Genomic DNA, 26,062 nt, shown 5'->3' on the forward strand with positions numbered 1-26,062 from the left:
TCCAGAAATCAGCCGAATATCCACTCCTCAAGCACCTCTCCGGCTTCCCGGAATGCTATCGAGGCATCGCTATCAGGGTCATACTTAACTATGGGCACTCCAACGTTGATGGACTCAGGGACGTTGTAGTCAAAGGGTATCCACCCGAGAACCGGGACATCAAGATCCTCCTCGACCGCCTCAACGATTTTATCCACAACGTCCGCGGACTCACGAACCTTGTTCAAGATCACACCGATATTGAGACCGTACCTCTCGCCGAGTGCCTTCAGCTTCTCTATCTCGTTCTCAACCATCGTTTCGAAGGAGTATATGGGCGAGCGCTCTATCTCGACAACTATGAGCTGATAGTTTGCGACCTCAAAAGTCGGGAGGGTATCGAACGGTATGCCCGTGGGCGAATCAACGAAGACAACGCCGAACTTATACTTCACCCTGTCCAGAATGTCCACAAGTCTCCTCGGGGAGATGCCCAGAACGTCCTGGAGCTGGGTGCTTCCAGGGAGCACATGAACTCCGGTGTGGGGATGCCGGTAAATCGCCCATTCGGGGTCTATATCTGGGTTCTTCAGGAGCGAGTGAAGGGTATACCTAACCGTGTCAAGGGCAAAGTGGAAGCCAAGGTTGGGGAGATACAGGTCGCCGTCAACCGCTAGAACGCGATACTCTCGCATGGCAAGAAACGTACTGAGATTTGCCGTTGTCATGGTTTTTCCGGCACCGCCCCTGCCGGTCACTACTATGAGCGCCATCTCTAAACCCCCTTCACAGGGGACATACTCAAAAGGGGATATAAGGTTTCCGATGGGGATAGGGAACACTCAACCCCCAATTGCCGCCGCAAAAGGTTTATATCGTCCCCCGTTCAGATATCCATGTAAATGCTAAGGAGATGATTGCCATGGCTGAAAAGATGCCGGCTATCATGAAAACGAAGCCCGCTTACGGTGCTGAGCTCGTTGAGGTTGATGTTCCCAAGCCAGGGCCGGGCGAAGTCCTCATCAAAGTTCTCGCCACCAGCATATGCGGAACCGACCTCCACATCTACGAGTGGAACGAGTGGGCCCAGAGCAGGATCAAGCCGCCCCAAATCATGGGTCACGAGGTCGCCGGAGAGGTCATCGAAGTCGGACCCGGCGTTGACACCCTCGAGGTCGGCGACTACATAAGCGCCGAGACCCACATCGTCTGCGGAAAGTGCTACGCCTGCAGGCACAACCGCTACCACGTCTGCCAGAACACCAAGATATTCGGCGTTGACATGGACGGTGTTTTCGCCGAGTACGCGATAGTTCCCGCCCAGAACGCCTGGAAGAACCCGAAGGACATGCCCCCTGAGTACGCGGCGCTCCAGGAGCCGCTCGGCAACGCCGTCGATACTGTTCTGGCGGGACCGATAGCCGGAAGGAGCACCCTCATAACCGGTGCCGGCCCGCTCGGACTCCTTGGAATTGCCGTCGCAAAGGCATCCGGAGCGTACCCGGTTATCGTGAGCGAGCCGAGCGAGTTCAGGCGCGAGCTGGCCAAGAAGGTCGGTGCCGACTACGTCATCAACCCCTTCGAGGAGGATCCTGTCAAAGCTGTCATGGACATAACCGACGGCGCCGGTGTTGAGGTCTTCCTTGAGTTCAGCGGAGCGCCGAAGGCTCTGGAGCAGGGCCTGGCTGCCACCACCCCGGGGGGAAGGGTTTCCCTACTCGGCCTCTTCCCGAGGGACGTTACGGTGGACTTCAACAACTTGATCATCTTCAAGGCCCTCGAGATACACGGCATCACCGGAAGGCACCTCTGGGAGACCTGGTACACGGTCTCAAGCCTCATCCAGAGCGGCAGGCTCAACCTCGACCCGGTCATCACCCACAAGTACAAGGGCTTCGAGAAGTTCGAGGAAGCCTTTGAGCTGATGAGGGCAGGCAAGACCGGTAAGGTCGTGTTCTTCCCGCACAAGGGTTGAACTACTTCCCCTTTTCTTTCACCGCAATTCTTAAGTAACTCCTCTCAAACTCACCCCAAGGAGGTGGCACTATGGAGCTAAGCTACCAGGAGAAACTCACGCTCATAAAGCTCAGCGAAGTTGAAAAGATTAAATTCGAAGAGCTCGTCAAGAGAACCGGCCTTGATCAGGTTGCTGTTATGCGAGCGGTTCTCGGCCTTCAGAGCAAGGGGCTGGCGAAGCTCCACGAGAAAAGTGAGAGGGTTGTCAAGCTCACCGAGACCGGAAGAAAGTACGCGGAGATAGGCCTCCCTGAGTGGAGGGCGCTGGCGGTTTTGAAGGAAAAGAAAAAGGTAACCCTGGATGACCTGCGGGACGTTCTCAGCGAGGATGAGCTGAAACCAATAGTCGGCCTTCTGAGGAAGGAGGGCTGGGCGAGCGTTAGGAAGGAGGACGGGAAGTTAGTCCTCGAAATCACCGAGAAGGGGCTCGGCGCGGAAGAGAGGCCCATCGATGCCGCCCTCAAGCTCCTCACGGAGAAGGAGACCGTACCTCTAGGCGAGATTGAGAGACTCATTCCCGTTAAAGAGCTTAAGAGGAGGAAGATCGCGGAGGAAGATTCCGTTACCGAGAGGCTCGTCGAGATATCCCCCGAGGGAGCGGAGCTCGTGAAGGGGGGCATCGAGCTGAAGGAAGAGGTCTCCAACCTGACCCCCGAGCTGATAAAGTCCGGAAAATGGCGCGAGGTCGAGTTCAAGCGCTTCAACATCTCGGCCCCGGTTCGGAGGATTTACCCGGGCAAGAAGCAGCCGTACAGGGCCTTCCTCGACAAGATAAGGAGGAGACTTATCGAGATGGGATTCATCGAGATGGTCTCCGACAGCCTCATCGAGACCCAGTTCTGGAACTTTGACGCGCTCTTCCAGCCCCAGAACCACCCCGCCAGGGACTGGACCGATACCTACCAGCTCAAATACCCGAAGAGCGGCCACCTGCCCATGGAGGAACTCGTCGCCAGCGTCAAGGCCGCCCACGAGCACGGCGGCGATACGGGTTCCCGCGGCTGGGGCTACGTCTGGTCCCCGGAGAGGGCCATGCTCCTCATGCCGAGGGCACACGGTACCGCCCTGAGCGGCAGACAGCTCGCCAGGGGCGTTGAGATACCAGGCAAGTACTTCACGATACAGCGCGTCTTCCGCCCGGACGTCCTCGACAGGACCCACCTCATAGAGTTCAACCAGGTCGACGGCTTCGTCGTCGGCGAGGATTTGAACTTCAGGAACCTCCTCGGGATACTCAAGCGCTTCGCGGTGGAGATAGCCGGGGCAAAGAAGGTCAAGTTCCTGCCGGATTACTACCCGTTCACCGAGCCGAGCGTCCAGATGAGCGCCTACCACCCCGAGCTCGGCTGGGTTGAGTTCGGCGGTGCCGGAATCTTCCGTGAGGAGATGACGAAGGCCCTCGGAGTTGATGTCCCGGTCATAGCCTGGGGAATAGGAATCGACAGACTTGCTATGTTCAAACTCGGAATAGACGACATCCGCTACCTCTTCAGCTACGACCTGCGCTGGCTGAGGGAGGCGAGGCTGGTCTGGTGAGGTGATGCTCATGCCGAAGTTCGACGTTTCCAAGGCTGACCTTGAGAGGCTGGTCGGAAAGGAATTCAGCGTTGAGGAGTGGGAAGACCTCTTCCTCTACGCGAAGTGCGAGCTGGACGACGTCTGGGAGGATGACGGTGGAATCTACTTCAAGGCGGACTCGAAGGACACCAACAGGCCCGACCTCTGGAGCGCTGAGGGAATAGCGAGGCAGATCCGCTGGGCGCTCGGCTTCCAGAAGGGCCTTCCGGAGTACAAAGTGGAAGACAGCGGCGTAACGGTTTACGTTGATGAGAAGCTGAAGGACATCCGCCCCTACGGTCTCTACGCCATCGTTGAGGGGCTGAGCCTCGACGAGGAGGCACTCAAGCAGATGATTAACCTCCAGGAAAAGGTCGCCCTAACGTTCGGAAGGAGGAGGAGAGAGGTAGCGATAGGCGTCTTCGACTTCGACAAGATAAAGCCGCCGATATACTACCGCGCCGCCGAGAAGACGGAGCGGTTCGTTCCGCTGGGCTTCGAGGAGGAGATGACGCTCGAGGAGATACTCGAGAAGCACGAAAAGGGCAGGGAACACGGCCACCTGATCAGGGACAAACCCTATTATCCGCTCCTCGCTGACAGCGAGGGCAAGGTTCTCTCGATGCCCCCGATTATAAACTCCGAGATAACCGGCAGGGTGACCCCGGAAACGAGAAACGTCTTCATCGACGTGACCGGATGGGACCTGAACAAAGTCATGCTCGCCCTCAACGTCGTCGTAACGGCTTTAGCCGAACGCGGCGGGAAGATAAAGAGCGTTAAGGTCGTCTATCCGGACTTCGAGATCAGGACCCCCGACCTCACCCCGAAGGAGTTCGAGGTCGAGCTTGACTACATCAAGAGGCTCACCGGCCTCGAGCTGAGTGACGGGGAGATCAAAGACCTCCTTGAGAGGATGATGTACAGCGTCGAACTCGTCGACGGCAGAGCAAGACTCCGCTACCCGGCCTTCCGCGACGACATAATGCACGCCCGCGACGTCCTGGAGGACGTGCTCATAGCCTACGGGTACAACGAAATGGAGCCGGAGGAGCCGGAGCTGGCCGTCCAGGGAAGGGGCGACAAGTTCATCGAGTTCGAGGACGCCGTCAGGGAGCTCATGGTCGGCTACGGCCTCCAGGAGGTCATGACCTTCAACCTGACGAACAGGGAATCCCAGTACGGAAAGATGCTGCTCGAACCCGGTGAGGACCGCTTCAGCCACCCGCCCGCGGAGCTCGTTGAGATAGAGAACCCCATAAGCCCCAAGTGGTCCGCCCTGAGGGTCTGGCTCATCCCGAGCCTCCTCGATTTCCTGAGCCAGAACACCCACGAGGAGTACCCGCAGAGAATCTTTGAGGTCGGGAAGGCCACGCTCATAGACGAGAGCAGGGAGACCAAAACTGTCAGTGAGAGCAAGGTCGCCGTCGCCCTCGCCCACCCGCGCGTTACCTTCACCGAGGCCAAGGAAATACTCGAGAGCGTGATGCACCACCTAGGCTTCACATACGAGCTCGAGGGCGTTGATCACCCGAGCTTCATCCCGGGAAGGGCAGGAAAAATAGTCGTCGAAGGAAAACCGATCGGCATCATCGGGGAAATCCACCCGGCAGTCCTGGAAAACTGGGGAATAGAAATGCCCGTGGCGGCGTTTGAAATGTTCCTGAGGCCGCTCTATCGGGCGCCGTACCTCTAATCCCCCATTTTTATCCTCTTTTCCAGAAGGGCGCACATTATCTCGAAGTTCGTCACGTTCTCAAGCACCTCAATCCCTATTATCGCATCCATTCTCCCACCTCCGGGTACACTTAGGAAACGTGGTTTATCAATTTTTCTTGCTCCCGCTTGAACAGCATCCAAAATTATGGTTTACATTCGTAAAATAATCCGTCGCAGTATCAACCGGCACCCGGGAAAAGACATTTATACCCGCCGGCCCATCCCACAACCATGAGGTTTGCACTTAGAATAGCGTACGATGGCACAGCGTTCTACGGCTTTCAGAGGCAGCCCGATGTCAGAACCGTTGAAGGGGAGCTGATAAGGGCCCTATCGAAGCTCGGAATAATAAGGGACGCCGAGAGCTCGAACTTTAAGGGGGCCTCGAGGACGGATAGGGGAGTTTCCGCCATCTTCAACGTCGTGGCCTTTGACGTCGCCTCAAGGCCTGACCTCGTTCGCGCTGAGGTTCTCAACCACCACCTCAGGGACCTCTGGGTTCTCGGGGTTGCCGAGGTTCCGGACGACTTCCACCCCCGGTTCCAGGCAAGGTCAAAGACCTACCGCTACTACCTGGTTGACGAGGGCTTCAATGAGCGCGATATGAGGGAGTGCGCGGCGCTCTTCGTTGGCGAACATGACTTTTCTGCATTCTCCCGGCTCGAACCCGGCAGGGACCCGATCAGAGAGCTCCTCCGGGTTGATGTCATCAGGCGCCAAGGCTACTACATCATCGAAATCGAGGGCAAAAGCTTCCTGTGGGAGATGGCTAGGAGGATAGTCAACGCAGTCCGTCTCTGCGGCCTCGGGCTGATGGAAAGCCGCGAGGTTGAGGGAATGCTCGAGGGGGAGTACAACAAAAAGGTCCCGCCCGCGCCCCCCGAGGGGCTCATACTCTGGCATATGGAATACCCGGACGTGAAGTTCCAGGCGGATGAAAGGGGAATCAAAAAAGCAAAACGCGACCTATTCGAGCGCTACTCAAGAGCGCTTACGAGGGCGGCCCTTTTTGGTGACGCTCTCCTCGAGCTTTGAGTCCATCTCCCTGTCGTAGTATTTACCGTAGTACTGCTTGAGCGCCTTCTGCCGCTCGATGAAGTGGGTGAAGAGCAGGGGGTCGTCGTCCTGAATGTCAACTATAACGGCCTTCATTCCCTTCTTTGGCCTCAGGGCGCGGCCTATGGTCTGAATCGTCATGATATCGCTCTTGCCGCCTCCCGCGAGTATTATCGCCGAAATCTCCGGTATGTCCACGCCCTCCTTGAGGAGTGTCGAGATAAGAACCGGAATCTCGCCGTTCTTGAACGCCTCAAGTATCTCCCAGCGGTTGGGGCTCTTTGAGCTCAGGAACTCAGCCTTCACGCCCATCTCACCGAGCATCTTCCTGAGTATCCTGCCGTGCTCTATCCTTCTGACGTCGATGAGGACGCGGTGCCCCTTCCGGGCGAGCTCGACGGCCTTTTCCGCCACGGCCCGGTTTCTCTCGTCGTTGTTCATTATCATATCCTCGTACAGCTCCTTGTAGCGCTCGCTGAAGGATGGCATGCTCGACTCGTAGGTGATTATTTCAAAGCGCGGCTTCGCAAGGAACTTTTCCTTTATGAGGTCCTCCGCACGAACCTCGAAGATGGTGGGCCCAACGACGGCCTCTATCTTAATCTCCTCACCGCGTATGCGCCTCCAGGGCGTCGCGGAGAGGCCAAAGCGGTATACCTGGGGCAGCGAAAGGCCGAGCTGGTAGAACTTCTCGGCGGCGGAGGTTCTGTGGCACTCGTCGAACATGACTATCGCGTATTCGTTCTGGAGCTTGTCGGCACCCCTGGACAGGAGGGTCTGTATCATGGCTATGGTGACGTCTTTCTCGTCCCACTTGTTGTCCCCGACGATGCCGGGTTCGACTCCCAGGACCTCACGAACCTTGTCCGCCCACTGGTAGAGGAGTTCCTTCGTGTGGACGACTATCAACGCAGACAGGTCGAGCTCGTGGATTATCCTCAGCCCAACGATGGTCTTGCCGCTTCCAACCGGAAGGGCCAGAACCCCCATTTTCTCCCGGAGGGCCTTTTTAACCGCCCTTTCCTGATACCTGCGCATGCTGTAGTTCCCGTTCCACGTGGAGTTCAGCTTGGCACCCCTGACCTGCCGCTCGTCCTTCACGCGGACGCGGTATCCCTTGCAGTTGAGAAACTTCTTGACCCTCGGGAGAACTCCAACGGGAAACGTCTTCTCGTAGGGGTCGTAGAGGCTCTCCGGCTTTTCCCATTTGCCAAAGTCCCTCTTGTAGCTCAGCAGCTCGTAGATTTTGAAATACACCTGTGGATCTGCCTTCTCAATCCAAACCAGTGCGGAGCCATCGGGAATGCGGAGGGTTACCGTAGGCATGACCAATCGTCGGGAGTTTGGAAAAAGGCTTTATAGGCCTTTTGGAACACCAAACTAAGGTGATAGAATGCTGAGGAAAATCATCGAACGGTTTGATGATGCCGTCGTTGTTAAGGAGCCGGTAAGCAAAGAGCTCGAGGTAACGCGTTATCTTCTGAAGTACCGCGACAGACCCGTCCTCTTCAAAGACGTGGATGGATGGGAAGTCGCTGGCAACATCTGGAGCACCAGGGAAAGGATTGCATCGTACCTTGGTATCGAGAGGGAGCAGATACTTCACACGCTGACAAAGGCCATGGAGAATCCCGAACCATACCGGGAGGTCGATGGAGCACCCTTCATGGCAAACTCAACCGGAGACTTCTCCCTAACCGAGCTTCCAATTCCAAAGTACTACCCCCAGGACGGCGGCCAGTACTTCACCTCCGCCATGGTCATAGCCCGGGACGAAAACGGCTTCGTCAACACATCCTTCCACAGGATGATGGTCATCGACGAGAAAAGGGCCGCCATAAGGCTCGTCCCGAGGCACCTCTACGCCATGTGGAAGGAGAAGGCCGAAGCCGGGGAGGAGCTGGACGTCAGGATAATCGTCGGGAACCCGATCCACGTCCTCCTCGCAGGAGCCACGAGCGTTGCGTACGGCGTGAGCGAGCTTGAGATAGCCTCTGCGATGAGCAGGAGGGCCTTTGGAAAGCCCCTCGAGGTCTTCAACCTCAGGGGAATACCCGTTCCGGTTGAGACAGAGTTCGTCTTTGAGGCGAAGATACTTCCCGAACTGACGGACGAAGGACCCTTCGTGGATATAACCGGAACCTACGACTACGTGAGGAAGCAGCCGGTGGTGGTCTTCGAGCGCATGCACCACGTCGATGAACCGGTTTTCCACGCCCTTCTCCCCGGCGGCTACGAGCACTACATGCTGATGGGACTTCCCAAGGAGCCGCAGATTTACGCCAGCGTTAAGAGGGTCGTTCCAAAGGTTCACGGCGTAAGGCTGACCGAGGGCGGTGCGATGTGGCTCCACGCGGTGGTGAGCATAACCAAACAGCACGACGGTGACGGCAAGAACGCTATCCTGGCGGCATTCGCCGGGCATCCCAGTCTGAAGCACGTGGTAGTTGTCGATGAAGACGTGGACATATACGACGACAGGGACGTCGAGTGGGCGATAGCGACGCGCTTCCAGGCGGACAGGGACTTGGTGGTCATACCCAACGCCCGCGGCAGTTCCCTGGACCCCTCGGCGGAGAAGAGCTTAACCGCGAAGTGGGGAATCGACGCAACGAAGCCGCTGGAGAGAAAAGAAGAATTCGAGAGGGCTAAGCTCTAGCCCTCACTCCACCATTTCAAGGAATATCTCCTCGAGGCTCGGCTCTTTGACCTGCATCGTGAGTATCTTGGCGCCGCGTGAAGCAACGAAATCGTGAACCTCCTCCCTGATGTCGTCCGGCGCAACTATGCGGTACTTCTTCTCGCCCAGCGGCGTGACTGTCCATGCAACCCCCGCGAAGTCCACGGGAACGTTGGTCTCCAGCACGATGGTGTAGCCGGCTTTCCTCAGGAACTCCCTCTTGATGTTGTCGAGGTTGTCCTCAACGCGGAGCCTGCCCTTGACTATTACGCCCACTGTGTCGCATATCTCCTCAACATGCGCCAGAATGTGGCTCGAGAAGAAGACCGTCTTTCCCGCCTTCTTCTGCTCCCTGATGATGTCCTTGAACTCCGCTATTCCCGTGGGGTCGAGGCCCGTCATCGGCTCGTCGAGGATGAGCAGTTCGGGGTCGTTGATAAGCGCCTGGGCGAGCAGGAGGCGCTGCCTCATTCCCTTCGAGAACTTGCCGACCTTTCTGTCCCTATCTTCCCACAGATTGACCAGTTCAAGGAGCTCCCTGACCCGCTTCTCCCGCTCGGCCTTCGGGATTCCGAAGGCGTCGGCGATTATCTCAAGGGTCTGGACGGGGGTCATGAAGTCCCACAGGGTGGCGTGCTCCGGCATGTAGCCTATGCGTTTTTTGGCCTCGACGAGCTGGTTCTCGTTGAATTTTCCATCGGCGAATACCTCAAGGTCGAAGAGCTGAATCCTGCCCTCCTGCGGGAATATCAGGCCCAGGGTGCTGAGGATGGTGGTGCTCTTTCCGGCGCCGTTGGGACCGAGAAAGCCGTATATCTGGCCGGGCCTGACCTCAAGGTTCAGGCCATCGAGGGCGCGAACGTCCTTGTAAACCTTAACGAGATTCTCGATTCGTATCATAGTCATCACCTCAGATCCATGCGGAGGAAGCGGTAGAAGGCCAGGGCGAGGTAGACGAAGGTGAGTCCCAGGAGTATGCCCAGGTTAACAGGGTTCTTCCGTATGGCACCCCCTATTCCCACGTATTCTACCTGCGGGTTCTCTATGTCCCCAGTAACCTTTGTGGCATCGCTGACTATGACGTCTATCTGGGTCGTTGGAACGTAGAAGAGATATCTGGTCTTGTACTCCTTGCTTTTCTCCTGGTACGCCTCCCAGTCGGGGTGGTCGCTTAGTAGGGTATCCTTGGCGGCCATGAACTGAACTATGGCGGGCATTATCATGAAGACCACGAACATAATAATCAGGGCAACACCGAGTGCTGTACTGGAAGACTTCACGGTGGTGGAGATTATGTAGCCCAGCGCTATCAGCTGTACCATCGCCAGGAGCAGCAGACCGTTAAGCAGGAGGGAATCGGTGACGAGCTGGCTTCCCATCGGGGCGCCCAGCCACGCCAGGCCGACTATTCCCACGAGGGTCGTTAGAAGGAGCGCCATCAGCACAACCACCGTGTGGGCAAGGAACTTGCCGCCGATGTAGCCCAGCCGCTTTATAGGCTTGCTCATGGCAACGCGCAGCGTTCCCTTCTCTATCTCGCTGTTTATCGCGGTGGCCCCCATCAGGAGGGCGAGTATGGCGATGAAAAACCCACCCAGCCCGTTGACGTTGCTTATAAGAACCGAAACAGCCTGCTGAACGGTTTCTATCTCCTCTCCAGACGCTTTTTGGAGGTAGAACCCCGGTAGGTACAGAAGCATCATGACACCCAGGATAACCCACAACTTCTTAGTTCGAAGGCTCTGCTTGAACTCGAGCTGAAATCCCCAAAACATAACACACACCCCCTTATTTCGGCACCGGAGTGAAACTGCCCACTCGACTACAACTAATCAAAGGAGTATAAAAATTTTGTCTATCGGGTTGAAGTGACGGCGCCCCCATGCGGTTGCTGGTCAAAGCCCCACCGACAGTTATAACGACCCCGGACATACCTTTCACTCCGATGCCTCGAACTTCGAGGTATTATTGACAGCGAAATATTTAAACCTTTGCATCTGGGTTAGCCAGGCAAAATTCAAAGGGAAGCCAGCCGCAGGACGTCCTCCCACTTCGTGCAGTACTCCTTCAGCCGCCGGAGAACCTCGTCATTTCCCCCCAGAACCGGCCAGAGTATTGAATCTATGTGGAGCGGCGGAATTCCAGTTTCCTCCGCAATTCTGCCCCAGAAGCTCACCGGCGGCTCGTTCGTAAACCTCTTCGTGTAGGCGTTTATCCTCACGTCGCCGGGTATCTCGACTGCCATTGGATACGGGACAAACTCCCCAAAGGCTATCCTGCCCGCGTAGCCGAACATCTTGACGGCGAAGACTATCGTCTTGGCGCTTCTCTTCGAGCCCAGGGTTTTTGCAAGCTCGTCGCGCAGGCGCTCCATGCCGTTGAAGTAGTAGTCCCTCAGATGGTCAAGTGACAGTGAATCGAGGAACGGCTCCGCTCTGTCCAGTCTTTTGACCTTTCCCGCAACGAGCCGCCTGTTGGTTCGAGAGTCCGGCAGGAATCGGGAGTATGCCTCCGATATACTCTCTCCCGGCAGGTTTTCCGAAAAATACCTGGAGAACTCCCACCACCACCGCTCGCCCTTCGCCGTCAGCTGATAGCTTACGAGGGAGTTGGCTATGACCAGCTTGATGAAGAGTTCGTCGTCTCTCAGATTGTCGTGGAGATTTTTGAGGGCGTCGAACTGAAGGTCAACCCTCTCCTCGATGGTTCTGGCGCAGTCGATGCCAAGTTCACTTAGAATCTCCCTGAGAACTTCCACCTTCTCCTCGTTGACCCTGTATTTTACCCTGATGAACCCGTCCAGCGTCAATCTAACCACCCACGGATTTTATCAGCCTCTCAAGGAAGGCGCTCTCTCCAATTACCTCCGCCCCGGTGTTGTTCGGAATGCCAAGCTCGACCTTCGCCCTTATCCCGTGCTCCCGAAGGTAGTCGTGGGCTTCCCCGCTGAGCCTCTGGAATTCACTCCTGAGTATCAGCCCGTAAACGGTCGGTCCCCAGGAGCTTTGACCGCAGCCGTAAGTTTTCTCCGCCAGAAAGTCGAGTATCAGCTTGACGTCCTCCCTGAACTCCCCTCCCTGGTACGGCTCGAAGTGCTTTCCAACGAGCCTCTGTATCGCGGAGAGATGCCCACCGAAGGCCCTCACGTCCCGCTCCTTGAGGGCCGGCAGGAGGCCGAGCAGAATTCTGTGGCTTATCTCCATGGCAACGTCTGTCCTTCCCACAACCCCAGTCATCACGGGCTTTTCCTCCTCCTCGTCGAGGCCGGGCTTGAGCTCAGGAATAACCAGGAGAAAAGCCCAGTCTTCCGGGAAGTCCTCGCGGAATATCAGGGGTGGAATGCCGTTCCCAACACCGCCGTCTATGACGAATCCACCGTGGGCGAAGGAGTAGATTCCGGCGCCGCTGTTCCTTCCCCTTCCAAGAACCCTCGCCAGCTCCTCAACCGAGACGTTCAGGTTGTTAAGCCGGGCTATCCCCATCGCGACCGCCAGACTGAGCTGGGTGGTGGAGCCTAGACCAACGTGTCGGGGGATGGCTTTCTTGACCTCGACGATGTAATTGACCCCGGTTTCGTAGGCGGAGTTCATCCTCTTTATGGCGAACTCGATGGTTTCCCTGTCTTCCCCATCTGCAATCACTTCCATGGCCTCGCCCTCGACGATTCTGACCTCGTAGCCACCTTCAAGGGCAACCCCTAGGCTTCCAAAGCGCCTTCCAAAGGCGGCTGAGGGATCGATGAGACCCAGATGAAGCCTCCTCGGAGTACGGATTAGCATGAACGTCACCGGGGAAAGTTGGGGTTATCGATTTTTAACGGTTGGCAAAACTTTTAAGTATCTCCAATATTACACCCAACGGTGATAATATGGGGGAAGGCGATGACGCAATTGGGATTGCCCTGTACATCCTCACGATATTCACCGGACTGATCGGGATAATAACCATAGCGCCCCTCGTGACCGAGCTGTATCTTTTCCACGTCCTCGACAGGCTCAAGGCAAAGGTAACCGACGAGGCGGTCTTGGCCGGCTTCAGCGCGGTCAACGGCCTCCTCGCGGTCGCCGTGCATTCCAACGACCCGAAGATCGACCCGTTTCTGCCCACCCTCATAGCCACGCTAACCTTTTTATTCATGGCCATTAAGCTCGAACTGGGTATGAACCATGAAGTTCGCGGGGATTGACCTGAGTGAGCCCAGGATAATGGGCGTCATCAACGTTTCGCCTGAGAGCTTCTACAAGGGGAGCGTCAGGGACGACGGGGAGGGGCTCATCGAGACCGCGGTGAAGATGGTTGAGGACGGCGCTACCTTCATCGACATCGGTGCCAAATCCACAGCCCCCTACCTCGAGACCCAGATTCCAGTTGAGGAGGAGGTAAGGCGGGCGGTATGGGCGGTTAAGGCCATTCGCGACCACGTGGACGTGCCGATAAGCATAGACACAACGAGTGCCAGGGTCGCGGAGGAGGCCCTGAAGGCGGGCGCGGATGTGATAAACGACGTCACCGGCCTGAAGGGAGACGCGAAGATGGCGGAGGTCGCGACTGAATATACCGCCCCGGTGATAGTCTGCGCCCACGGGGAGGTGAGGAACCTCAGCGACCCGATTCATACCGTGGTGGACCTCCTGCAGGGAAGCATAGTCATAGCCGAGAAGCATGGTATCGAGGAGGTAGCCATAGACCCGGCCATAGGCTTCCTCCGCCCGGAGTGGCCCCCCTGGTACGAGTGGGACTCAAAGGTTCTGGCGAACCTTAACATGCTCAAAATCTTCGGACGGCCCATCCTCATAGGGGTCTCCAGGAAGTCGTTCATCGGGGCGATAACTGACAGAAAAGACCCCTTGGAGAGGCTCCCGGGGAGCCTTGCCGCCACGGCGGTGGCCATCTTCAACGGGGCGAACATAATCAGGACACACGACGTCAGGGAAACACTCGATGCCGTTAAGATGGCAACGTTCATGAGGAAGTTCCGGATGTAGCGGTCGCTTCTTTCGTCTTCTTCCATTCATCGACCAGGGTCCCGAGGAGGGACAGAGCGACGGGGCCGATTATTATTCCGACGAAACCAAAGGCTATGTAACCCCCGAAGATTCCAACGAGGCTTATCAGCGCGTTTACCCCGGTTTTCCTCTCGCCCAGGTGGGACCGGAGGAGGTAGTCCGGCATCGGGGAGACGAAAACCGCACCGTAGAGGGCAGAGACGACCGCCGCGGCGGTGTTTCCGGTGCTGAATAGATAAACCGCCCCTGCCAGCCAGACTATCCACCCCCCGAGAACGGGGAGGAGCTCGAAGATTATCGTGAAGATGCCGGCAGCTATCGCACCGCCGGCGTCGGCTATGGCGAAGAGATAGAAACCTATCGCTATGGCCGCACCTTTGAGTATGCTCAGGGCGAGCCATCCGCGGAGAAGGCTGTGGAGGGTTCTTCCAGCACTGTTCAGGAGTTTAATGGCCAGCTCCCTGTTGTCCTGCGGAAGGAGGGCATGAACTTCCTCCCGTATTGTCTCGGTGTTCACGAGGATTCCATAGAACGCGAAAACCATCACGATGGCCTGAAGGGAGAGCTTGGGAAGGGAGTAGGTGTAGCCGAGAACGTACTCCTCAAAGCGCTTGGGAATATCCTCCGCGAGGCGCTGGATGAGTTCGTAGATTGCGGGGGGAAGGTGGAAGCCAAGCAGCCACCGGAAAAAGGCATCGATGTAGTACGCCAGGGACTGCTTGACGTCGTTTATCCAGAGGGCAAAGCCGATCATGAAGAGAAACGTCAGGATCGTAAGGATGCCCGTCATTGTGAAGGCCGAAACACGCTTTCCGGTTTTCCGGGAGAGTCGCTCGTGGAAAGGATAGAGGATGTAAGCCAGGGTTATCGCGAGTATGAGGGGAGAAAGGATAGGGCTAACCGTCTCCCAGACGAGGTAGAGAACTACGAGTGATATCGCGATCCAGACTGCGGCTTCAAGCTCCATCCAGCATCCCCAGATATTTCAGTATGAGCTCCCTCGCAGCGGGTTTGTTGAAGACGATGAGGTACGCCCCCTCGCCGAGTATAAAGTTCTTCCCCAGGGCTAATAAACCTTTCTTGAGCTTGTGGACCTCGGCCTTTTCAAAGTCTATGGCCTCCTTAACCTCCCGGGGCGCATCGGTCTCCTCGAGGGCCTTTTCGAGGCGATTGAGAACGCTGCGGTTGAGGAACTTGATGGGGCTCGGCCGGAACTCCTCCGTGACTATCTCTGAGGGGTCCAGGTGGATGCCCCAGAACTCCTTGGCGCACTCAAAGGGGTAGACGTAGTCCTCCCCATAATCGGGGAGGTAAAGCTCCCGTATCACTGCAAGGAGAAGCTTTCTGGCGTCCTTTCCATAGAACTCCACCTCGAGGTTGAACTTCTCATCCCGGAATCCGTTTTCAAATACCTCGAGCTTCTCCTCACAGAGCATTCCAACCACCTCAGCCGGTCTTCAGGTAAGCGCTCACGTAGCGTGGATCAAGCAGGAGGGCCGTGCTTCCGAAGATACCAAAATCCGAAGGAGAGTCCCCACTGTATATAACGACGCGCGGGTTGGTGACGTTGAGCTCCTCCGAAAGGACCCTCAGGGCACGGTCGATGTCGCCGGTTTCGTCCACGAGGGAGCCCGTTACGTTCATGGCGAACCAGGTCTGGCCGGTTGCATACTTCCTGGTCTCGTTGAGCGGCATGTTTCTCCCGCTGCTCACCGCATGGAGGAATGCCTGGAAATATGTGTCAATGCTCTCCGCTATCATCTCGCGCTCCTCCTCGCTCAGGTCGCGCCACTCCGCACCGGTGTCCTTGTAGGGGCCGGTCTTGAAGACATCGACCTTGATGCCGTTCATCTCGTAGTTCTTCTGGAGGTTGTAGTGGACGTAGATGACGCCGATACTGCCCACCTCCGCGAGGGGGTCCGCTATTATCTTCTCGGCGCCTGCGGCGATGTAGTATCCACCCGATGCCGCCATGCCGCCGGTGTAGGCGACCACTGGTTTAATGAGGTTGAGCTTCCGAACCGTGGCGTAGATATCCCTCACCGGCCCCACGTATCCGCCAGGACTCTCTATCCAGAGAACAACGCCGCCGATTGAGTCGTTCCGGGCAATGTCCCTCAGAAGGGGTACGATTCTTAGGGCAGTGTACTCGTCAATCAGGCCGAATATCGGGACGACGGCTATCGTCGTGTTGTCTTCGGGCATGTTCCTCTCCCTGAGCTGAGCCCGCATGAAGTCCAGCTGCCTCTGGAGCTCCTCTATCTGAAGCCTATACGCAGTTTCGTTGCACGTCGCGTTCAGTGAGGTCTCCACAACTACAGGGGAGACGTTCGAAGGGGTGTAAGATTTCAGCTCAGAGTTCTGCATGTAGAGCAGCACCACCGCCACGCTTGAGGCGGCGAGCATGAGTATGAGAACCGCGGATATGTACTTCCAGATGTCTTCCCTCATCCACTCACCCGGAAGATGTTCCGCCCGGAACTTTTAAACCCTGTCCTCGGTAAGCTTTTATATCCAGCGGCACACTCTCTTGTAGGTGGTAGCATGGAGATAGGAATTACGGTCTATCCGCATTTCGTCACGAAGGACAAGACCCTCGCGTCGGTGCTCGCGGACGTCAAGATAAAGAACTACGACTTCGTCTCGATATTCCCACACACACTCGGCCTCATAAAGAACGGCGTCGTTGTTGAGAAAAAGCTCAAAAACATCGAGACGACCCTGAGGGGCGTCGGAATCGACTACATCGTCAGGATGCCCACCTCAGTCAACCTCCGCGATCACATCTACTACACCCGTCACTTCCGCGTTGCAAGGGCAGTCGCAGACGTCGCGATAAAGCTGGGCGCCAAGGTCATCGTCATGCAGAGCGGAAGGACCGGGAGGCTCGACCTCGAAATAGAGGCCCTCCAGCAGCTTGCGGACATGGTGGGCCCGTTCGGGATAAAGATAGCCCTCGAGAACACGTTCAGCGTCAAGGACACGCTCTACGTCGTCGAGAACGTGGACAGGAAAAACGTCGGCTTCGCCCTCGACGTCGCCCATGCCTTCCTCAGCGCCCAGGGTGACGCGGACAAGCTGCTCGAGGACGTAAAGCTGGGAACAGACAAAACCGTAATCCTCATGATACACGACAACTTCGGAAAGCTCTTCCCCCAGGTGGAGCCCGAGGATGCCCTCGCCTACGGTGTCGGCGACCTTCACCTGCTCCCCGGCGAGGGAAGCATACCATTCGGAAAGGTTCTCAGGCTCTTCGGGGACGTTCCCCTGCTCCTGAAGGTGAAGGACCCCGAGAAGTTCTCCAAAGTCCCGACGAAGCAGGGATTGATAGAGCTTCTGACGAGCTTATAACCCCAACCTCTCCCCTATTACCTTGAAAACCTCCGCGAAGGCCCTCCCTATCGCTTCCTTTCTTCTTGAGAAGTGTGTAACGTCCTCGGTGAAGTTTTCCCTCAGAATCTCGACGGCTTCCTCCACAGTTATCTTGCCCTCGAGCCACGCGTAGGCGAAGATTGCTTCAGCTATGTCGCCCTTACCGTGCTTGTCGGTCCTCGGTGGAATAACGTGCCTCAGCCCGGCCAGCTCAAGGGCTATAGTGAGCGACGCGTTGGGAACCCTCTCACCGGTGGGTCTGTCCAGATACTCGCTCAAGGCGAGAGAGAAGACGAAGTTGACCAGTGAATCTCCGAACTTTGAAAGCCCCTTGTCCGTGAAGTTTCTCTCGTACCTCAAGCTCTCACCCAAACCCTCTCCGAGAACCAGGCTTTAAGGTTTTTGAGGTACGGCAGGGTGCTTCCCAGCAGGAGGGCATACAGCAGGATACTCAGAACCAGGGAATAGACGACGTAGGGAACATCACCCCATACCCCAATCGTGAAGTGGCCCACAAACCTGACAACGGTCCAGCTGGGGTTCCGCAGGTGGACGTGAAACCAGAACTCACTCGGCTGGAGGATAGGCCATATTCCGATGTAAAAAGCGGTGAAGAGTGAGATCAGCCTTATCTTCCCCCGGGTGTTGAAGGCGACGAGGACCAAAAACGCGACCAGGGGAAGGAGGTACTGGGGATTAACGCGCCAGTAGGAAGCGGTAAAGGCGGCGTAGGCAAGCGAGGCGGAAACTACCAGGTTTCTTTCAAAGGAATGTCTCACAAGGGTGAGGAAGAGAAGGAGAACGGCCGGGACGTACCAGTGCTCGATAAAAATCAGCGTCTCAACCCCGTGAGCCTCGTGAAAGTACGTGAGCAGGCTGACGAATCCGTTCATGCTGTATGATAACGGAAGGGGATACCCGATTTCAATTCCCCGCATCAGCTTGGGAAGTGTGCGCAGGCTCGACGGACAGAGGAGCAGCATGGGGAGAAACGGCACGACGGCCCCAGCAAAGAGAAGTGCGGCTTTTTTTAGGCCCCTAACTCCCTCCAGGAGGTATTCCCACAGGGAAACGACGGCGGGGAACAGGAGGGTGTGTTTGATCGCCAGGGAAAGGCCCTGGAAAGCGGGCGAGATGTGTTCCCTGTTTCGCAGATGAAGTCCGAGGAGGAAAACGGCCAGGGGGACGGCATCGAACATGCCGTAAACAGCGGAGACGTGGATCACCATGGGGTTTAGATAGTAGAGGGCGCTTCCAACGACGCCCTCCCATGTTCCCCTCTCCCTGAGGAGGGCGTAGATGAGAAGAGCGACCGCCGTATCGGCGGCTATGAACACCAGCTTAACGGAGAATGCCCAGGTGGGGTCCACGTAGACGTGGTAAACGCCGCCGCTCCAGAATGACTCGACCGAACCGCCCACCAGCAACCTGATAACCGCAAGAAGATACGCCAGGACGGGCCCGTAAACGTAGGGCCATGGGTACGGCCAGCCCTTGCCGGAGTAGCCGATCCAATCGGCGTATGCGTAGAAACAGGCCTTCTTTTCGAGCATAGTCCCGGCAAAGCCGTAGAACTGGGCAAGGTCGCTTCCCGCCGAATAGGGCGCAAGGACAAGCCGGACTGTGAGACCGGCCAGTAGGATGAGGGCAAGGGCTCGCTCAGGGTGTCTCAAGATTCCACCCCTCGAAATGTATCCATTTCAACTGGAAGTTAGAAGAGTTCCAAATTTAAGGGTTTCGGAATAGCCGCGTGGAAGGTATCAAAGGAGAAAAGGAAGGTCACTCGCCTATAGCGGCCTTCCAGGCATCCAGAACCGACCTGGCCCTGTCGAACACCTTCTGTGCGGCCTCCTCAAGGGCCTTCTCGGGGGTAACCTTGCCGTCGGTAACGACGCGGAACTTCGGCTTTCTCGCCATGAGGACCGGGTGCTCGATGGTGTAGCCCGCGAAGGTCACGTGCTTGTTCTCGTGGAGCACCTCGTTGAGCAGGTTGGCGAAGGTGTGATCCTCCCCCTCAAGGTAGAACTCAAGGACGTTTTCCTCACGCTTGATGACCTCAATCTTCATTTTCCTCACCCTTCAAGTGGTTAATCAGCATCTCCAGCGCCTGCTCCTTGTTCTTCACCAGTTCGTATTTAAACTTATCCTCCTTCCACTCGGCGAGACCGAGCTCCACCAGGAGGTCGATGACGTCCTCAGGTTCGAGGTCGTAGGCAACGGCGGCGGGCAGGACGACCTCCCTTATCTGCCGCGTTGTCTGGAGGGAGATGTCGGACAGGTATCCGCCAAGGGTTCCGGTCAGGGAGACCAGCTCCTCCCAGGGCATGGACGTTACCAGCTCCCCCTCCCGCACTTCAACGGTTTCGCCCAGGAGATGGAGGGTCTTTACGAGGATGGGGGTTGAGACACTGGCTCCTGCCTCCCTGAAGATGTCGTCTATGGTGTACCTGTAGAGACCGCGTTTGTCGGGGTAGAGCTTGGCCCTGACGCGGTTGTGTATCTCCCTTATCCTGCGGATGGCCTCGCGGATGTCCTCCTTCGTCCCCTGGACGTTTATCTTGAGGTCGTTCAGCTTACCGTGGACGTATATGAACGCAGGCAGGCGGAGGCGCTGAAGCTCCCGCATGAACTCCTCCTTCTCCCTATCGTCGCGGACGTGGATGGTTATTACCTTCTTGGCCCTCGCCATGTTCACACCCTCATCTTCCTGTAAAGGGTGGAGAGCTTCCTCGTCTCGACGCTTCCGCAGCGCGGGCAGATGAGTTTGTCGCCGCGCCTCACCAGGGGGGTCCTGCAGCGGGAGCAGAGGGCATAGACCACACCGAGGTCCGGTCCTTTGGTGGAGAGCTGTATTGGGCTCTTCTCCGTGGCCACGACCCTGGCCCTCACTATGTCGCCGACCTTGAACTCTGTGGACATGCCCTCAACGTAGCCGTCCCGGACCTGAGATATATGGATCCCGGCGAGCTTCGAGGTGGCTATCTCCCTGTCATCCTCCCTTCCCTCGATTTTAATGAGCTGGACTATCGCCGCCTGCGGCTTGACCTCTATGACGTTCGCTATGACCACGTCACCCACCTGCGGCAGGGGCGGGGTGTCGGTGACGGGTTCAACGCTGATTTCCATCCTGTCCTGGTCGATTACAACCTTCCCCGCTCTCACGGCGTAGAGCTCGCCGTTCTCTTCCTTAACGCCTTCTCCTGGGAAGTACTCCTCGATGACGCCGAGGTAGTCACCGGGAAGAACGATATCACCGTTTTTTGCGCCATTCTTCTCGTCCATTCTTCCACCTCCATGAAAGTTGAAGTCCGGATTTTTTAAGCCTTTGCCATGTTACCAAAAATATTTTAAGGTTGCTACATCGTACTAATGTCTAGGTGAATGGCAATGCCTCAGATAGAGGGTATTTTGGAAGTAAAAATTGATGGACATACCCTACTAAAGGTGCCAAGAAACTCTTACAACGAATATGCTGTCCTAGAATATGCAGTAGACTTGGAGAGGAGAGCTTGCAGGATTGTCGTGAAGTACTTCAAGAAAAAGGGAATTTCCGGTGCAGTACTAGGTAAGTTTTCATTGATCGGCTATATTGGAACCGTAATCCCAAACATGTTCAATGCGTACAATGTCTCCTTAATGGGCAATCAGGTTGAGATTGAAGGGGGCGGGACCATAGTAATCGTAGATGAGGAGAAAGGTTACCGGAAGGAAATCCCAGCCAGCACAATTACAATAAAGAGACATAGATCTTCTAAGGATTTCACTCAATTCTACAACGTACTGCAAAGGTGCTAACAACAAGGCTGTAGCCTTGTTGCCCTTTCAAATGTTTTTCAACATGAAGAAAACCTTAATAACGCCAAGCCATACCCTCTTAGTGGTGGTTAAAGATGAGAATGCTTCTGATACACTCGGACTACCTTGAGTACGAGGTCAAGGACAAGGCCCTTAAGAACCCGGAGCCGATAAGCGACGAGCAGAGGAAGGGAAGGCTCGACGAGGTTCTGGCGGTTTTCATGAGCGTTGAGAAGGCCGACGAGACCAACCCCGACGAGGTCGTCGAGAAGGCCGTTATTGAGATTAAGGACGTTGCTTCACAGGTAAAGGCTGACAGGATATTCGTTTACCCCTTCGCCCACCTGAGCAGCGAGCTGGCGAAACCGGATGTCGCACTCAAGGTTCTCCAGAAGATAGAAGAGAAGCTGAAAAAGGAGGGCTTCGAGGTCAAGCGCGCTCCATTCGGCTACTACAAGGCGTTCAAGCTCTCCTGTAAGGGCCACCCGCTGGCGGAGCTCAGCAGAACCGTGGTTCCAAGCGGAGAGGCGGTTTCGAAGGAGGAGCGCAACATAGCCCTCGAGAAGGAGGAGGAGCTGAAGAGCTACTGGTACGTGCTCACGCCTGAGGGTGAGCTTATCGAGGTCGAGAAGTTCGACTTCACCGGCCACGAGAACCTCAGGAAGTTCGCCAACTACGAGATAAGCAAGAACAGGATCGCCGACAGGGAGCCTCCGCACGTCAAACTAATGCTCGAGCACGAGCTGGTTGACTACGAACCGGGAAGCGACGGAGGCAACCTCAGGTACTACCCGAAGGGAAGGCTCATCAAGGGTCTCCTCGAGCAGTACGTCACCGAGAAGGTCATAGAGTACGGGGCCATGGAGGTCGAGACCCCGATTATGTACGACTTCGAGCACCCTGCGCTCGAGAAGTACCTCAACCGCTTCCCGGCGAGGCAGTACGTCGTCAAGAGCGGCGACAAGAAGTTCTTCCTCCGCTTCGCGGCCTGCTTCGGCCAGTTCCTCATAAAGAAGGACGCCACGATAAGCTACCGCAACCTGCCGCTCAGGATGTACGAGCTCACCCGCTACTCCTTCAGGCGCGAGAAGAGCGGCGAGCTTTCGGGCCTCAGGAGGCTCAGGGCCTTCACGATGCCCGATATGCACACCGTCGCTCGCGACCTCAAGCAGGCCATGGACGAGTTCAAGAAGCAGTACAAGCTCAGCATGGAGGTTCTCAGGGGAGTTGGCCTCACGCCGGACGACTATGAGGTCGCCATAAGGTTCACCGAGGACTTCTGGAAGGAGAACAGGGACTTCGTCATTGAGCTGGCGAAGATAATCGGCAAGCCGGTCCTCATCGAGATGTGGAAGCAGAGGTTCTTCTACTTCATACTCAAGTTCGAGTTCAACTTTGTGGACAACCTCGACAAGGCTGCAGCTCTGAGCACCGTCCAGATCGACGTCGAGAACGCCGAGCGCTTCGGCATAACCTACTACAACGAGGAAGGCAAGGAGGAGCACCCGCTCATACTCCACTGCTCGCCCAGCGGTGCCATTGAGCGCGTTATGTACGCCATCCTTGAGAAGCAGGCGAAGCTCCAGGCGAGGGGCACCAAGCCGGCCTTCCCGCTCTGGCTCAGCCCGATACAGGTCAGGGTTATTCCGGTCAGCGAGGAGGTCATGGACTACGCACTCTACGTGGCCGGAAAGCTTGAGGGTGCGAAGATTCGCGTTGATGTCGATGACACCGGCGACAGGCTCAACAAGAAGATAAGGAAGGCCGAGAAGGAGTGGATTCCCTACGTGGTCGTTGTCGGCAGGAACGAGAAGGAGCAGGGCACCGTAACCGTCAGGAGAAGGAGCGACGGAAGGCAGGTCGAGATGCAGCTCGAGGACCTCATCAAGGAGATAAAAAGCCAGATCGAGGGCTTCCCGTACAGGCCGAGGCCTCTGCCCCTGCTACTCAGCAGAAGGCCCAAGTTCAGGGGCTGATCTTCTTTACCTTTAGCTTTTCTGTTCCTTTTCCACCGGTAACCCTGAAGAGGTAAGCAGTTGGTTCAAACTCCTCGCAGGGGGAGGATATGACATACAGATACTCCTTGATGCCGTCCGGCTCGAAACTGGAGCGGGCAAGGAGGACGTAATCACTAACACCTGCCACCCAGGCAACGAACTTCTCCGAGACCACATCGCGGTTTATGGGAAGAACAAGGGTCGAGTTGGGGAGCTGAGCGGCCCTTGAGGCGAGGGTCTGGTTGAGAAGCTTGAGCGTGCTTTCCTCACCTAGCATAAGGGCCGCGCCCTCGAGGGTGTATATCAGCCGGAATGCCGTTCTCTCCGAGAGCACCTTCCCCAGCTCCGTCTCGTATATGTAGCCGATTTTGGGGTTGATCGTCTCGGGTTCGACCTTGTCGAGGTAAAAGACGTTTGGCATGGCCGCCCGAGAATTGTAGCGGGTCCCAAACAGGTCGATTATCGCGAGGTCTCCCCGTTCAAGGGCGGTTCTTACATCCAGACCGACGGTGCCCGCTCGTTTTGTGAAATTGGTCAGCGGGCCGGTGTAGTTGGATACTATCCCAAAATAACCCCTCTCAATGGCCCTGCGGAGAAGAAGAAGCGGGATCCTCCACGCAGAGGAGTACGCGTCGTATATCACCGTAACAACGGCACCAGAGAGGCGGTCCTCGTTAAAAATTTCGAGAACGTTCATTTCCATGACTCCCACCCCAAAAATGGGAGGGAGAGACTACTCCCCAGTGATCCTGCTGCCAGCGAGGATTTCGTCCAGAAAGTCCCTGGCCTCCCCGCTGAACTCCTTCATAGGAACCTCTTTGCCGTACTTATCGTAGACCTTGCCGTCCCTGAAGTTTATCTCAAAGACCTCGTAGCGCTCCTCGCTCTTCTCGTGGTGCTTGATTCCGTGTCCCTTCAGGTGCCTCTCGAGGCTCTCGACATCGACGTACTTCCCGCACTCCTCGCACTTGTAAAACTGCCAGAATATGTAGTCCTGGCCGGCGAGCATGTTGTTCTTGATGTGGTTGATGAGGACGCCTCCGAGGTACTCGTAGAGGTCCTCCTGGATTAAGCTGCCATTGTCCTCGACGACCTTGAATCCGCTCCATACGATGTGGTCGTTGATGTCGGCGAGGGTCGCCTTTATGTAGCGGTAGGTAAGGATAAACGCCCCGTTGTGGATGTAGAACACGCTCTTGTCGGGAACCGCTATTATCCGTATTCCAACCCCATCCCCTTCGGCCAGCTTCTCCGCGTGCTCCTTGTTGTCCGCGACGTCTATTGTAACCCTGACGTTGCTCTTCTTGTGGATCCCCACTATCTTGTCGCCGGATATTTCCCAGTGATAATCATCCAGGTATCTCACCTGAGCGTAGACCCTCTTTATCCTTGGGCTCAGTTCACCGTACTGCATTAATCACCACCGTGGAGAACTCGAAGCCAACGTTAATAAGCTTTAGCGGAAAATTTTAAAAAGGGTCGTTCAGGGAGGAAATGGTTCCGAGGGAGAAAAGCTACCTCCCAAAGCGCCTCTGGCGCTTTTGATATTCGCGTATTATTCTGAGGAAATCAATCTTCCTGAACTCTGGGAAATACACATCGACGAAGAACAGTTCGCTGTAGGCGATCTGGTACAGGAGGAAGTTGCTTATCCTCTCCTCCCCTCCGGTTCTTATGACGATATCGGGGTCGGGCATGTTCGGGTAATAGAGGTACTCCTTTATGAGCTCCTCGTCAACGTCCTCCGGTTTTATCCTTCCCGCCAGGGCGTCCTTCACGATGTCCTTAACCGCATCTGCTATCTCGCTCCTTCCCCCGTAGGCGAGGGCTATGTTCAGCGTGTAGTTGGAGTACTTCCTGGTGGCCCTCTCCGCCTCCTCCGCGGCTTTTCTGACGTTCTCAGGTAGGAGTTCCTTCCTGCCGAGGACGTTGACCCGGATGCCGTACTTGTGCACCCTCTCATCGGTGAGGAGCTCCTTGAACTTCTCCTCGAAGAGCCCCATGAGGGCGTTCACTTCCTCGGGCGTTCTCTTGAAGTTCTCTGTCGAGAAGGCGTAAACAGTGAGCGTCCTTATACCCAGCTCACGGCACCACTCGAGTATCTCCTCGAGCTTCTGGGAGCCGAAGAGGTGGCCGTACCAAGGCGGCTTCTCGAGCTTCCTGGCCCAGCGCCTGTTTCCGTCCATTATTATGGCCACGTGGGTGGGTATGCGGCCTCCCTTAACCCGCTCGAGGAGGTAGTCCTCGTACATGTCGTAGGCGGGCTTGAACAAAATGTGGGGAACATGGGAAAGAAGACGGGAAAGCATCCGGCATCACTCGATCTTCTTCCTTGACCTGAGGTGCTTCTCAGCCAGCTCCATGTATATCTCGGCGTTCTTCTTCGTCCATTCTATTTCCTCTTCGCTGAGCTGCCTGACGACCTTTCCTGGAACTCCGACGACGAGGCTGTAGTCGGGTATCTCCTTTCCGGGCGGGACGAGGGCGCCGGCACCTATGACGACGTGCTTGCCTATCTTGGCACCGTCGAGAACTATCGCTCCCATACCTATGATGGTGTAGTCACCTATCTCGGCACCGTGCACGACTGCGTTGTGGCCGATGGTGACGTACTTACCTATTATCGTGGGCTGGCCGTGGGAGGTGTGTATGCTGACGTTGTCCTGGACGTTGGAGCAGGGGCCGACGTAAATCTGCTCTATGTCCCCCCTCAGAACCGCGCTCGGCCAGACGCTGCTCTTCTCCTCAAGGACGACATCCCCTATGATTGAGGCACTCTCATCGACGAATGCGGTCTCGTGAATTTTAGGCCTCTTTCCATCGAGTTCGTAAATCGCCATAAACATCACCGGCTTTACTCCTCGACATAACTTATAAACCTAACC

The 26,062-nt window shown here is 56.3% G+C and carries 28 protein-coding genes; 10 read left to right on the forward strand and 18 right to left on the reverse strand.

The annotated features are described in order from the left end of the window. Positions 1-8 precede the first annotated feature (8 nt). Positions 9-752: a MinD/ParA family protein gene (locus GQS_RS03185; RefSeq protein WP_014012231.1), complete on the reverse strand. Its 744-nt coding sequence runs from the start codon at positions 750-752 to the stop codon at positions 9-11. A 149-nt stretch (positions 753-901) separates the two neighbouring features. Between GQS_RS03185 and tdh the strand changes: the two genes are divergently transcribed. From tdh to truA, 4 genes are all read left to right on the forward strand, one after another. Continuing rightward, positions 902-1,954: an L-threonine 3-dehydrogenase gene (gene tdh, locus GQS_RS03190; RefSeq protein WP_014012232.1), complete on the forward strand. Its 1,053-nt coding sequence runs from the start codon at positions 902-904 to the stop codon at positions 1,952-1,954. A gap of 71 nt (positions 1,955-2,025) precedes the next feature. Continuing rightward, entirely contained in the window at positions 2,026-3,531 is a 1,506-nt protein-coding gene (locus tag GQS_RS03195) for a phenylalanine--tRNA ligase subunit alpha (RefSeq protein ID WP_014012233.1), read from the forward strand. Between the two features lie 10 nt (positions 3,532-3,541). Then, on the forward strand, positions 3,542-5,248 hold the full coding sequence (gene pheT / locus GQS_RS03200) for a phenylalanine--tRNA ligase subunit beta (RefSeq protein ID WP_014012234.1): 1,707 nt from the start codon (positions 3,542-3,544) through the stop codon (positions 5,246-5,248). A gap of 254 nt (positions 5,249-5,502) precedes the next feature. Next, the gene (gene truA, locus GQS_RS03205) at positions 5,503-6,306 is read left to right on the forward strand and encodes a tRNA pseudouridine(38-40) synthase TruA (RefSeq protein WP_014012236.1); all 804 of its coding nucleotides are present in this window, start codon (positions 5,503-5,505) and stop codon (positions 6,304-6,306) included. Here the strand turns inward: truA and GQS_RS03210 are convergent. Beyond that, the gene (locus GQS_RS03210) at positions 6,253-7,653 is read right to left on the reverse strand and encodes a DEAD/DEAH box helicase (protein ID WP_014012237.1); all 1,401 of its coding nucleotides are present in this window, start codon (positions 7,651-7,653) and stop codon (positions 6,253-6,255) included. The genes truA and GQS_RS03210 overlap by 54 nt on opposite strands. A 67-nt stretch (positions 7,654-7,720) precedes the next feature. Here GQS_RS03210 and GQS_RS03215 point away from each other — a divergent pair, with 67 nt between their 5' ends. After that, the gene (locus GQS_RS03215; protein ID WP_014012238.1) at positions 7,721-8,986 is read left to right on the forward strand and encodes a UbiD family decarboxylase; all 1,266 of its coding nucleotides are present in this window, start codon (positions 7,721-7,723) and stop codon (positions 8,984-8,986) included. Positions 8,987-8,989: 3 nt separating this feature from the next. On the opposite strand, the gene GQS_RS03220 is transcribed toward GQS_RS03215, so the two are convergent. From GQS_RS03220 to GQS_RS03235, 4 genes are all read right to left on the reverse strand, one after another. Beyond that, entirely contained in the window at positions 8,990-9,907 is a 918-nt protein-coding gene (locus GQS_RS03220; RefSeq protein ID WP_014012239.1) for an ABC transporter ATP-binding protein, read from the reverse strand. Positions 9,908-9,912: 5 nt separating this feature from the next. After that, positions 9,913-10,782, reverse strand: coding sequence for an ABC transporter permease subunit (locus GQS_RS03225; protein WP_014012240.1), 870 nt, complete (start codon positions 10,780-10,782; stop codon positions 9,913-9,915). A 242-nt stretch (positions 10,783-11,024) separates the two neighbouring features. Next, positions 11,025-11,816 (reverse strand): N-glycosylase/DNA lyase, encoded by a 792-nt coding sequence (locus GQS_RS03230; RefSeq protein WP_014012241.1) that lies wholly within the window; start codon positions 11,814-11,816, stop codon positions 11,025-11,027. Between the two features lies 1 nt (position 11,817). Then, a complete protein-coding gene (locus GQS_RS03235; protein ID WP_014012242.1) occupies positions 11,818-12,786 on the reverse strand; it encodes a beta-ribofuranosylaminobenzene 5'-phosphate synthase family protein in 969 nt (322 codons plus the stop codon). Between the two features lie 89 nt (positions 12,787-12,875). On the opposite strand from GQS_RS03235, the gene GQS_RS03240 reads away from it, so the two are divergent. Both GQS_RS03240 and folP read left to right on the forward strand, forming a co-directional pair. After that, the gene (locus GQS_RS03240) at positions 12,876-13,193 is read left to right on the forward strand and encodes a hypothetical protein (protein WP_014012243.1); all 318 of its coding nucleotides are present in this window, start codon (positions 12,876-12,878) and stop codon (positions 13,191-13,193) included. Further along, the gene (gene folP / locus GQS_RS03245; protein WP_014012244.1) at positions 13,174-13,992 is read left to right on the forward strand and encodes a dihydropteroate synthase; all 819 of its coding nucleotides are present in this window, start codon (positions 13,174-13,176) and stop codon (positions 13,990-13,992) included. The genes GQS_RS03240 and folP overlap by 20 nt, the downstream gene beginning before the upstream one ends. On the opposite strand, the gene GQS_RS03250 is transcribed toward folP, so the two are convergent. The 3 genes from GQS_RS03250 to sppA are packed head-to-tail and all read right to left on the reverse strand — an operon-like array spanning position 13,970 to position 16,464. Next, on the reverse strand, positions 13,970-14,980 hold the full coding sequence (locus GQS_RS03250) for an AI-2E family transporter (RefSeq protein ID WP_014012245.1): 1,011 nt from the start codon (positions 14,978-14,980) through the stop codon (positions 13,970-13,972). The two genes, folP and GQS_RS03250, sit on opposite strands and share 23 nt — an antisense overlap. Next, positions 14,970-15,449 carry a PH1570 family protein gene (locus GQS_RS03255; RefSeq protein WP_014012246.1) on the reverse strand — a complete coding sequence of 160 codons (480 nt, stop codon included), beginning with the start codon at positions 15,447-15,449 and terminating at the stop codon, positions 14,970-14,972. Before GQS_RS03255 ends, GQS_RS03250 begins: the two co-directional genes overlap by 11 nt. A gap of 10 nt (positions 15,450-15,459) precedes the next feature. Next, positions 15,460-16,464, reverse strand: a complete 1,005-nt coding sequence (gene sppA / locus GQS_RS03260) for a signal peptide peptidase SppA (protein WP_014012247.1) — start codon at positions 16,462-16,464, stop codon at positions 15,460-15,462. A 93-nt stretch (positions 16,465-16,557) separates the two neighbouring features. Between sppA and GQS_RS03265 the strand changes: the two genes are divergently transcribed. After that, positions 16,558-17,364 carry a sugar phosphate isomerase/epimerase gene (locus GQS_RS03265; protein ID WP_014012248.1) on the forward strand — a complete coding sequence of 269 codons (807 nt, stop codon included), beginning with the start codon at positions 16,558-16,560 and terminating at the stop codon, positions 17,362-17,364. Here the strand turns inward: GQS_RS03265 and GQS_RS03270 are convergent. The 5 genes from GQS_RS03270 to GQS_RS03290 all read right to left on the reverse strand — a co-directional run bounded on the left by GQS_RS03270 (position 17,359) and on the right by GQS_RS03290 (position 20,667). Next, entirely contained in the window at positions 17,359-17,745 is a 387-nt protein-coding gene (locus GQS_RS03270) for a ribonuclease III family protein (RefSeq protein WP_014012249.1), read from the reverse strand. The two genes, GQS_RS03265 and GQS_RS03270, sit on opposite strands and share 6 nt — an antisense overlap. Further along, positions 17,742-19,058, reverse strand: coding sequence for a hypothetical protein (locus tag GQS_RS03275; RefSeq protein WP_014012250.1), 1,317 nt, complete (start codon positions 19,056-19,058; stop codon positions 17,742-17,744). The genes GQS_RS03270 and GQS_RS03275 overlap by 4 nt, the downstream gene beginning before the upstream one ends. A 106-nt stretch (positions 19,059-19,164) precedes the next feature. Then, complete coding sequence (locus GQS_RS03280) at positions 19,165-19,452, reverse strand: DNA-directed RNA polymerase subunit L (protein ID WP_014012251.1); 288 nt, start codon at positions 19,450-19,452, stop codon at positions 19,165-19,167. Beyond that, on the reverse strand, positions 19,442-20,074 hold the full coding sequence (locus GQS_RS03285) for a DUF2067 family protein (RefSeq protein ID WP_014012252.1): 633 nt from the start codon (positions 20,072-20,074) through the stop codon (positions 19,442-19,444). Before GQS_RS03285 ends, GQS_RS03280 begins: the two co-directional genes overlap by 11 nt. Before the next feature lie 2 nt (positions 20,075-20,076). Continuing rightward, complete coding sequence (locus tag GQS_RS03290; protein WP_014012253.1) at positions 20,077-20,667, reverse strand: exosome complex RNA-binding protein Csl4; 591 nt, start codon at positions 20,665-20,667, stop codon at positions 20,077-20,079. A 99-nt stretch (positions 20,668-20,766) separates the two neighbouring features. On the opposite strand from GQS_RS03290, the gene GQS_RS03295 reads away from it, so the two are divergent. Together GQS_RS03295 and GQS_RS03300 are read left to right on the forward strand one after the other, a co-directional pair. Then, a complete protein-coding gene (locus tag GQS_RS03295; protein WP_238515811.1) occupies positions 20,767-21,180 on the forward strand; it encodes a hypothetical protein in 414 nt (137 codons plus the stop codon). 95 nt (positions 21,181-21,275) lie between these two features. Further along, positions 21,276-23,156: a threonine--tRNA ligase gene (locus GQS_RS03300; protein ID WP_014012255.1), complete on the forward strand. Its 1,881-nt coding sequence runs from the start codon at positions 21,276-21,278 to the stop codon at positions 23,154-23,156. On the opposite strand, the gene GQS_RS03305 is transcribed toward GQS_RS03300, so the two are convergent. The 4 genes from GQS_RS03305 to GQS_RS03320 form a co-directional block, all read right to left on the reverse strand. Continuing rightward, positions 23,146-23,880, reverse strand: a complete 735-nt coding sequence (locus tag GQS_RS03305) for a hypothetical protein (RefSeq protein ID WP_014012256.1) — start codon at positions 23,878-23,880, stop codon at positions 23,146-23,148. The two genes, GQS_RS03300 and GQS_RS03305, sit on opposite strands and share 11 nt — an antisense overlap. A gap of 30 nt (positions 23,881-23,910) precedes the next feature. Then, a complete protein-coding gene (locus tag GQS_RS03310) occupies positions 23,911-24,591 on the reverse strand; it encodes a TBP-interacting protein (RefSeq protein WP_014012257.1) in 681 nt (226 codons plus the stop codon). Positions 24,592-24,691: 100 nt separating this feature from the next. Then, the gene (uppS, locus tag GQS_RS03315; RefSeq protein WP_014012258.1) at positions 24,692-25,486 is read right to left on the reverse strand and encodes a polyprenyl diphosphate synthase; all 795 of its coding nucleotides are present in this window, start codon (positions 25,484-25,486) and stop codon (positions 24,692-24,694) included. A gap of 6 nt (positions 25,487-25,492) precedes the next feature. After that, a complete protein-coding gene (locus GQS_RS03320; RefSeq protein ID WP_014012259.1) occupies positions 25,493-26,017 on the reverse strand; it encodes a gamma carbonic anhydrase family protein in 525 nt (174 codons plus the stop codon). Between the last annotated feature and the right edge of the window lie 45 nt (positions 26,018-26,062).

The sequence above is a fragment of the Thermococcus sp. 4557 genome (assembly GCF_000221185.1).
Classification (GTDB): Archaea; Methanobacteriota_B; Thermococci; order Thermococcales; family Thermococcaceae; genus Thermococcus.

Coding starts and splice junctions, on each gene's coding strand:
- GQS_RS03185 (WP_014012231.1), bottom strand. CDS start 752: ATGGCGCTCATAGTAGTGACCGGCAGGGGCGGTGCCGGAAAAACCATG.
- tdh (WP_014012232.1), top strand. CDS start 902: ATGGCTGAAAAGATGCCGGCTATCATGAAAACGAAGCCCGCTTACGGT.
- GQS_RS03195 (WP_014012233.1), top strand. CDS start 2,026: ATGGAGCTAAGCTACCAGGAGAAACTCACGCTCATAAAGCTCAGCGAA.
- pheT (WP_014012234.1), top strand. CDS start 3,542: ATGCCGAAGTTCGACGTTTCCAAGGCTGACCTTGAGAGGCTGGTCGGA.
- truA (WP_014012236.1), top strand. CDS start 5,503: ATGAGGTTTGCACTTAGAATAGCGTACGATGGCACAGCGTTCTACGGC.
- GQS_RS03210 (WP_014012237.1), bottom strand. CDS start 7,653: ATGCCTACGGTAACCCTCCGCATTCCCGATGGCTCCGCACTGGTTTGG.
- GQS_RS03215 (WP_014012238.1), top strand. CDS start 7,721: ATGCTGAGGAAAATCATCGAACGGTTTGATGATGCCGTCGTTGTTAAG.
- GQS_RS03220 (WP_014012239.1), bottom strand. CDS start 9,907: ATGATACGAATCGAGAATCTCGTTAAGGTTTACAAGGACGTTCGCGCC.
- GQS_RS03225 (WP_014012240.1), bottom strand. CDS start 10,782: ATGTTTTGGGGATTTCAGCTCGAGTTCAAGCAGAGCCTTCGAACTAAG.
- GQS_RS03235 (WP_014012242.1), bottom strand. CDS start 12,786: ATGCTAATCCGTACTCCGAGGAGGCTTCATCTGGGTCTCATCGATCCC.
- GQS_RS03240 (WP_014012243.1), top strand. CDS start 12,876: ATGGGGGAAGGCGATGACGCAATTGGGATTGCCCTGTACATCCTCACG.
- folP (WP_014012244.1), top strand. CDS start 13,174: ATGAAGTTCGCGGGGATTGACCTGAGTGAGCCCAGGATAATGGGCGTC.
- GQS_RS03250 (WP_014012245.1), bottom strand. CDS start 14,980: ATGGAGCTTGAAGCCGCAGTCTGGATCGCGATATCACTCGTAGTTCTC.
- GQS_RS03255 (WP_014012246.1), bottom strand. CDS start 15,449: ATGCTCTGTGAGGAGAAGCTCGAGGTATTTGAAAACGGATTCCGGGAT.
- sppA (WP_014012247.1), bottom strand. CDS start 16,464: ATGAGGGAAGACATCTGGAAGTACATATCCGCGGTTCTCATACTCATG.
- GQS_RS03265 (WP_014012248.1), top strand. CDS start 16,558: ATGGAGATAGGAATTACGGTCTATCCGCATTTCGTCACGAAGGACAAG.
- GQS_RS03280 (WP_014012251.1), bottom strand. CDS start 19,452: ATGAAGATTGAGGTCATCAAGCGTGAGGAAAACGTCCTTGAGTTCTAC.
- GQS_RS03285 (WP_014012252.1), bottom strand. CDS start 20,074: ATGGCGAGGGCCAAGAAGGTAATAACCATCCACGTCCGCGACGATAGG.
- GQS_RS03290 (WP_014012253.1), bottom strand. CDS start 20,667: ATGGACGAGAAGAATGGCGCAAAAAACGGTGATATCGTTCTTCCCGGT.
- GQS_RS03295 (WP_238515811.1), top strand. CDS start 20,767: ATGGCAATGCCTCAGATAGAGGGTATTTTGGAAGTAAAAATTGATGGA.
- GQS_RS03300 (WP_014012255.1), top strand. CDS start 21,276: ATGAGAATGCTTCTGATACACTCGGACTACCTTGAGTACGAGGTCAAG.
- GQS_RS03305 (WP_014012256.1), bottom strand. CDS start 23,880: ATGGAAATGAACGTTCTCGAAATTTTTAACGAGGACCGCCTCTCTGGT.
- GQS_RS03310 (WP_014012257.1), bottom strand. CDS start 24,591: ATGCAGTACGGTGAACTGAGCCCAAGGATAAAGAGGGTCTACGCTCAG.
- uppS (WP_014012258.1), bottom strand. CDS start 25,486: ATGCTTTCCCGTCTTCTTTCCCATGTTCCCCACATTTTGTTCAAGCCC.
- GQS_RS03320 (WP_014012259.1), bottom strand. CDS start 26,017: ATGGCGATTTACGAACTCGATGGAAAGAGGCCTAAAATTCACGAGACC.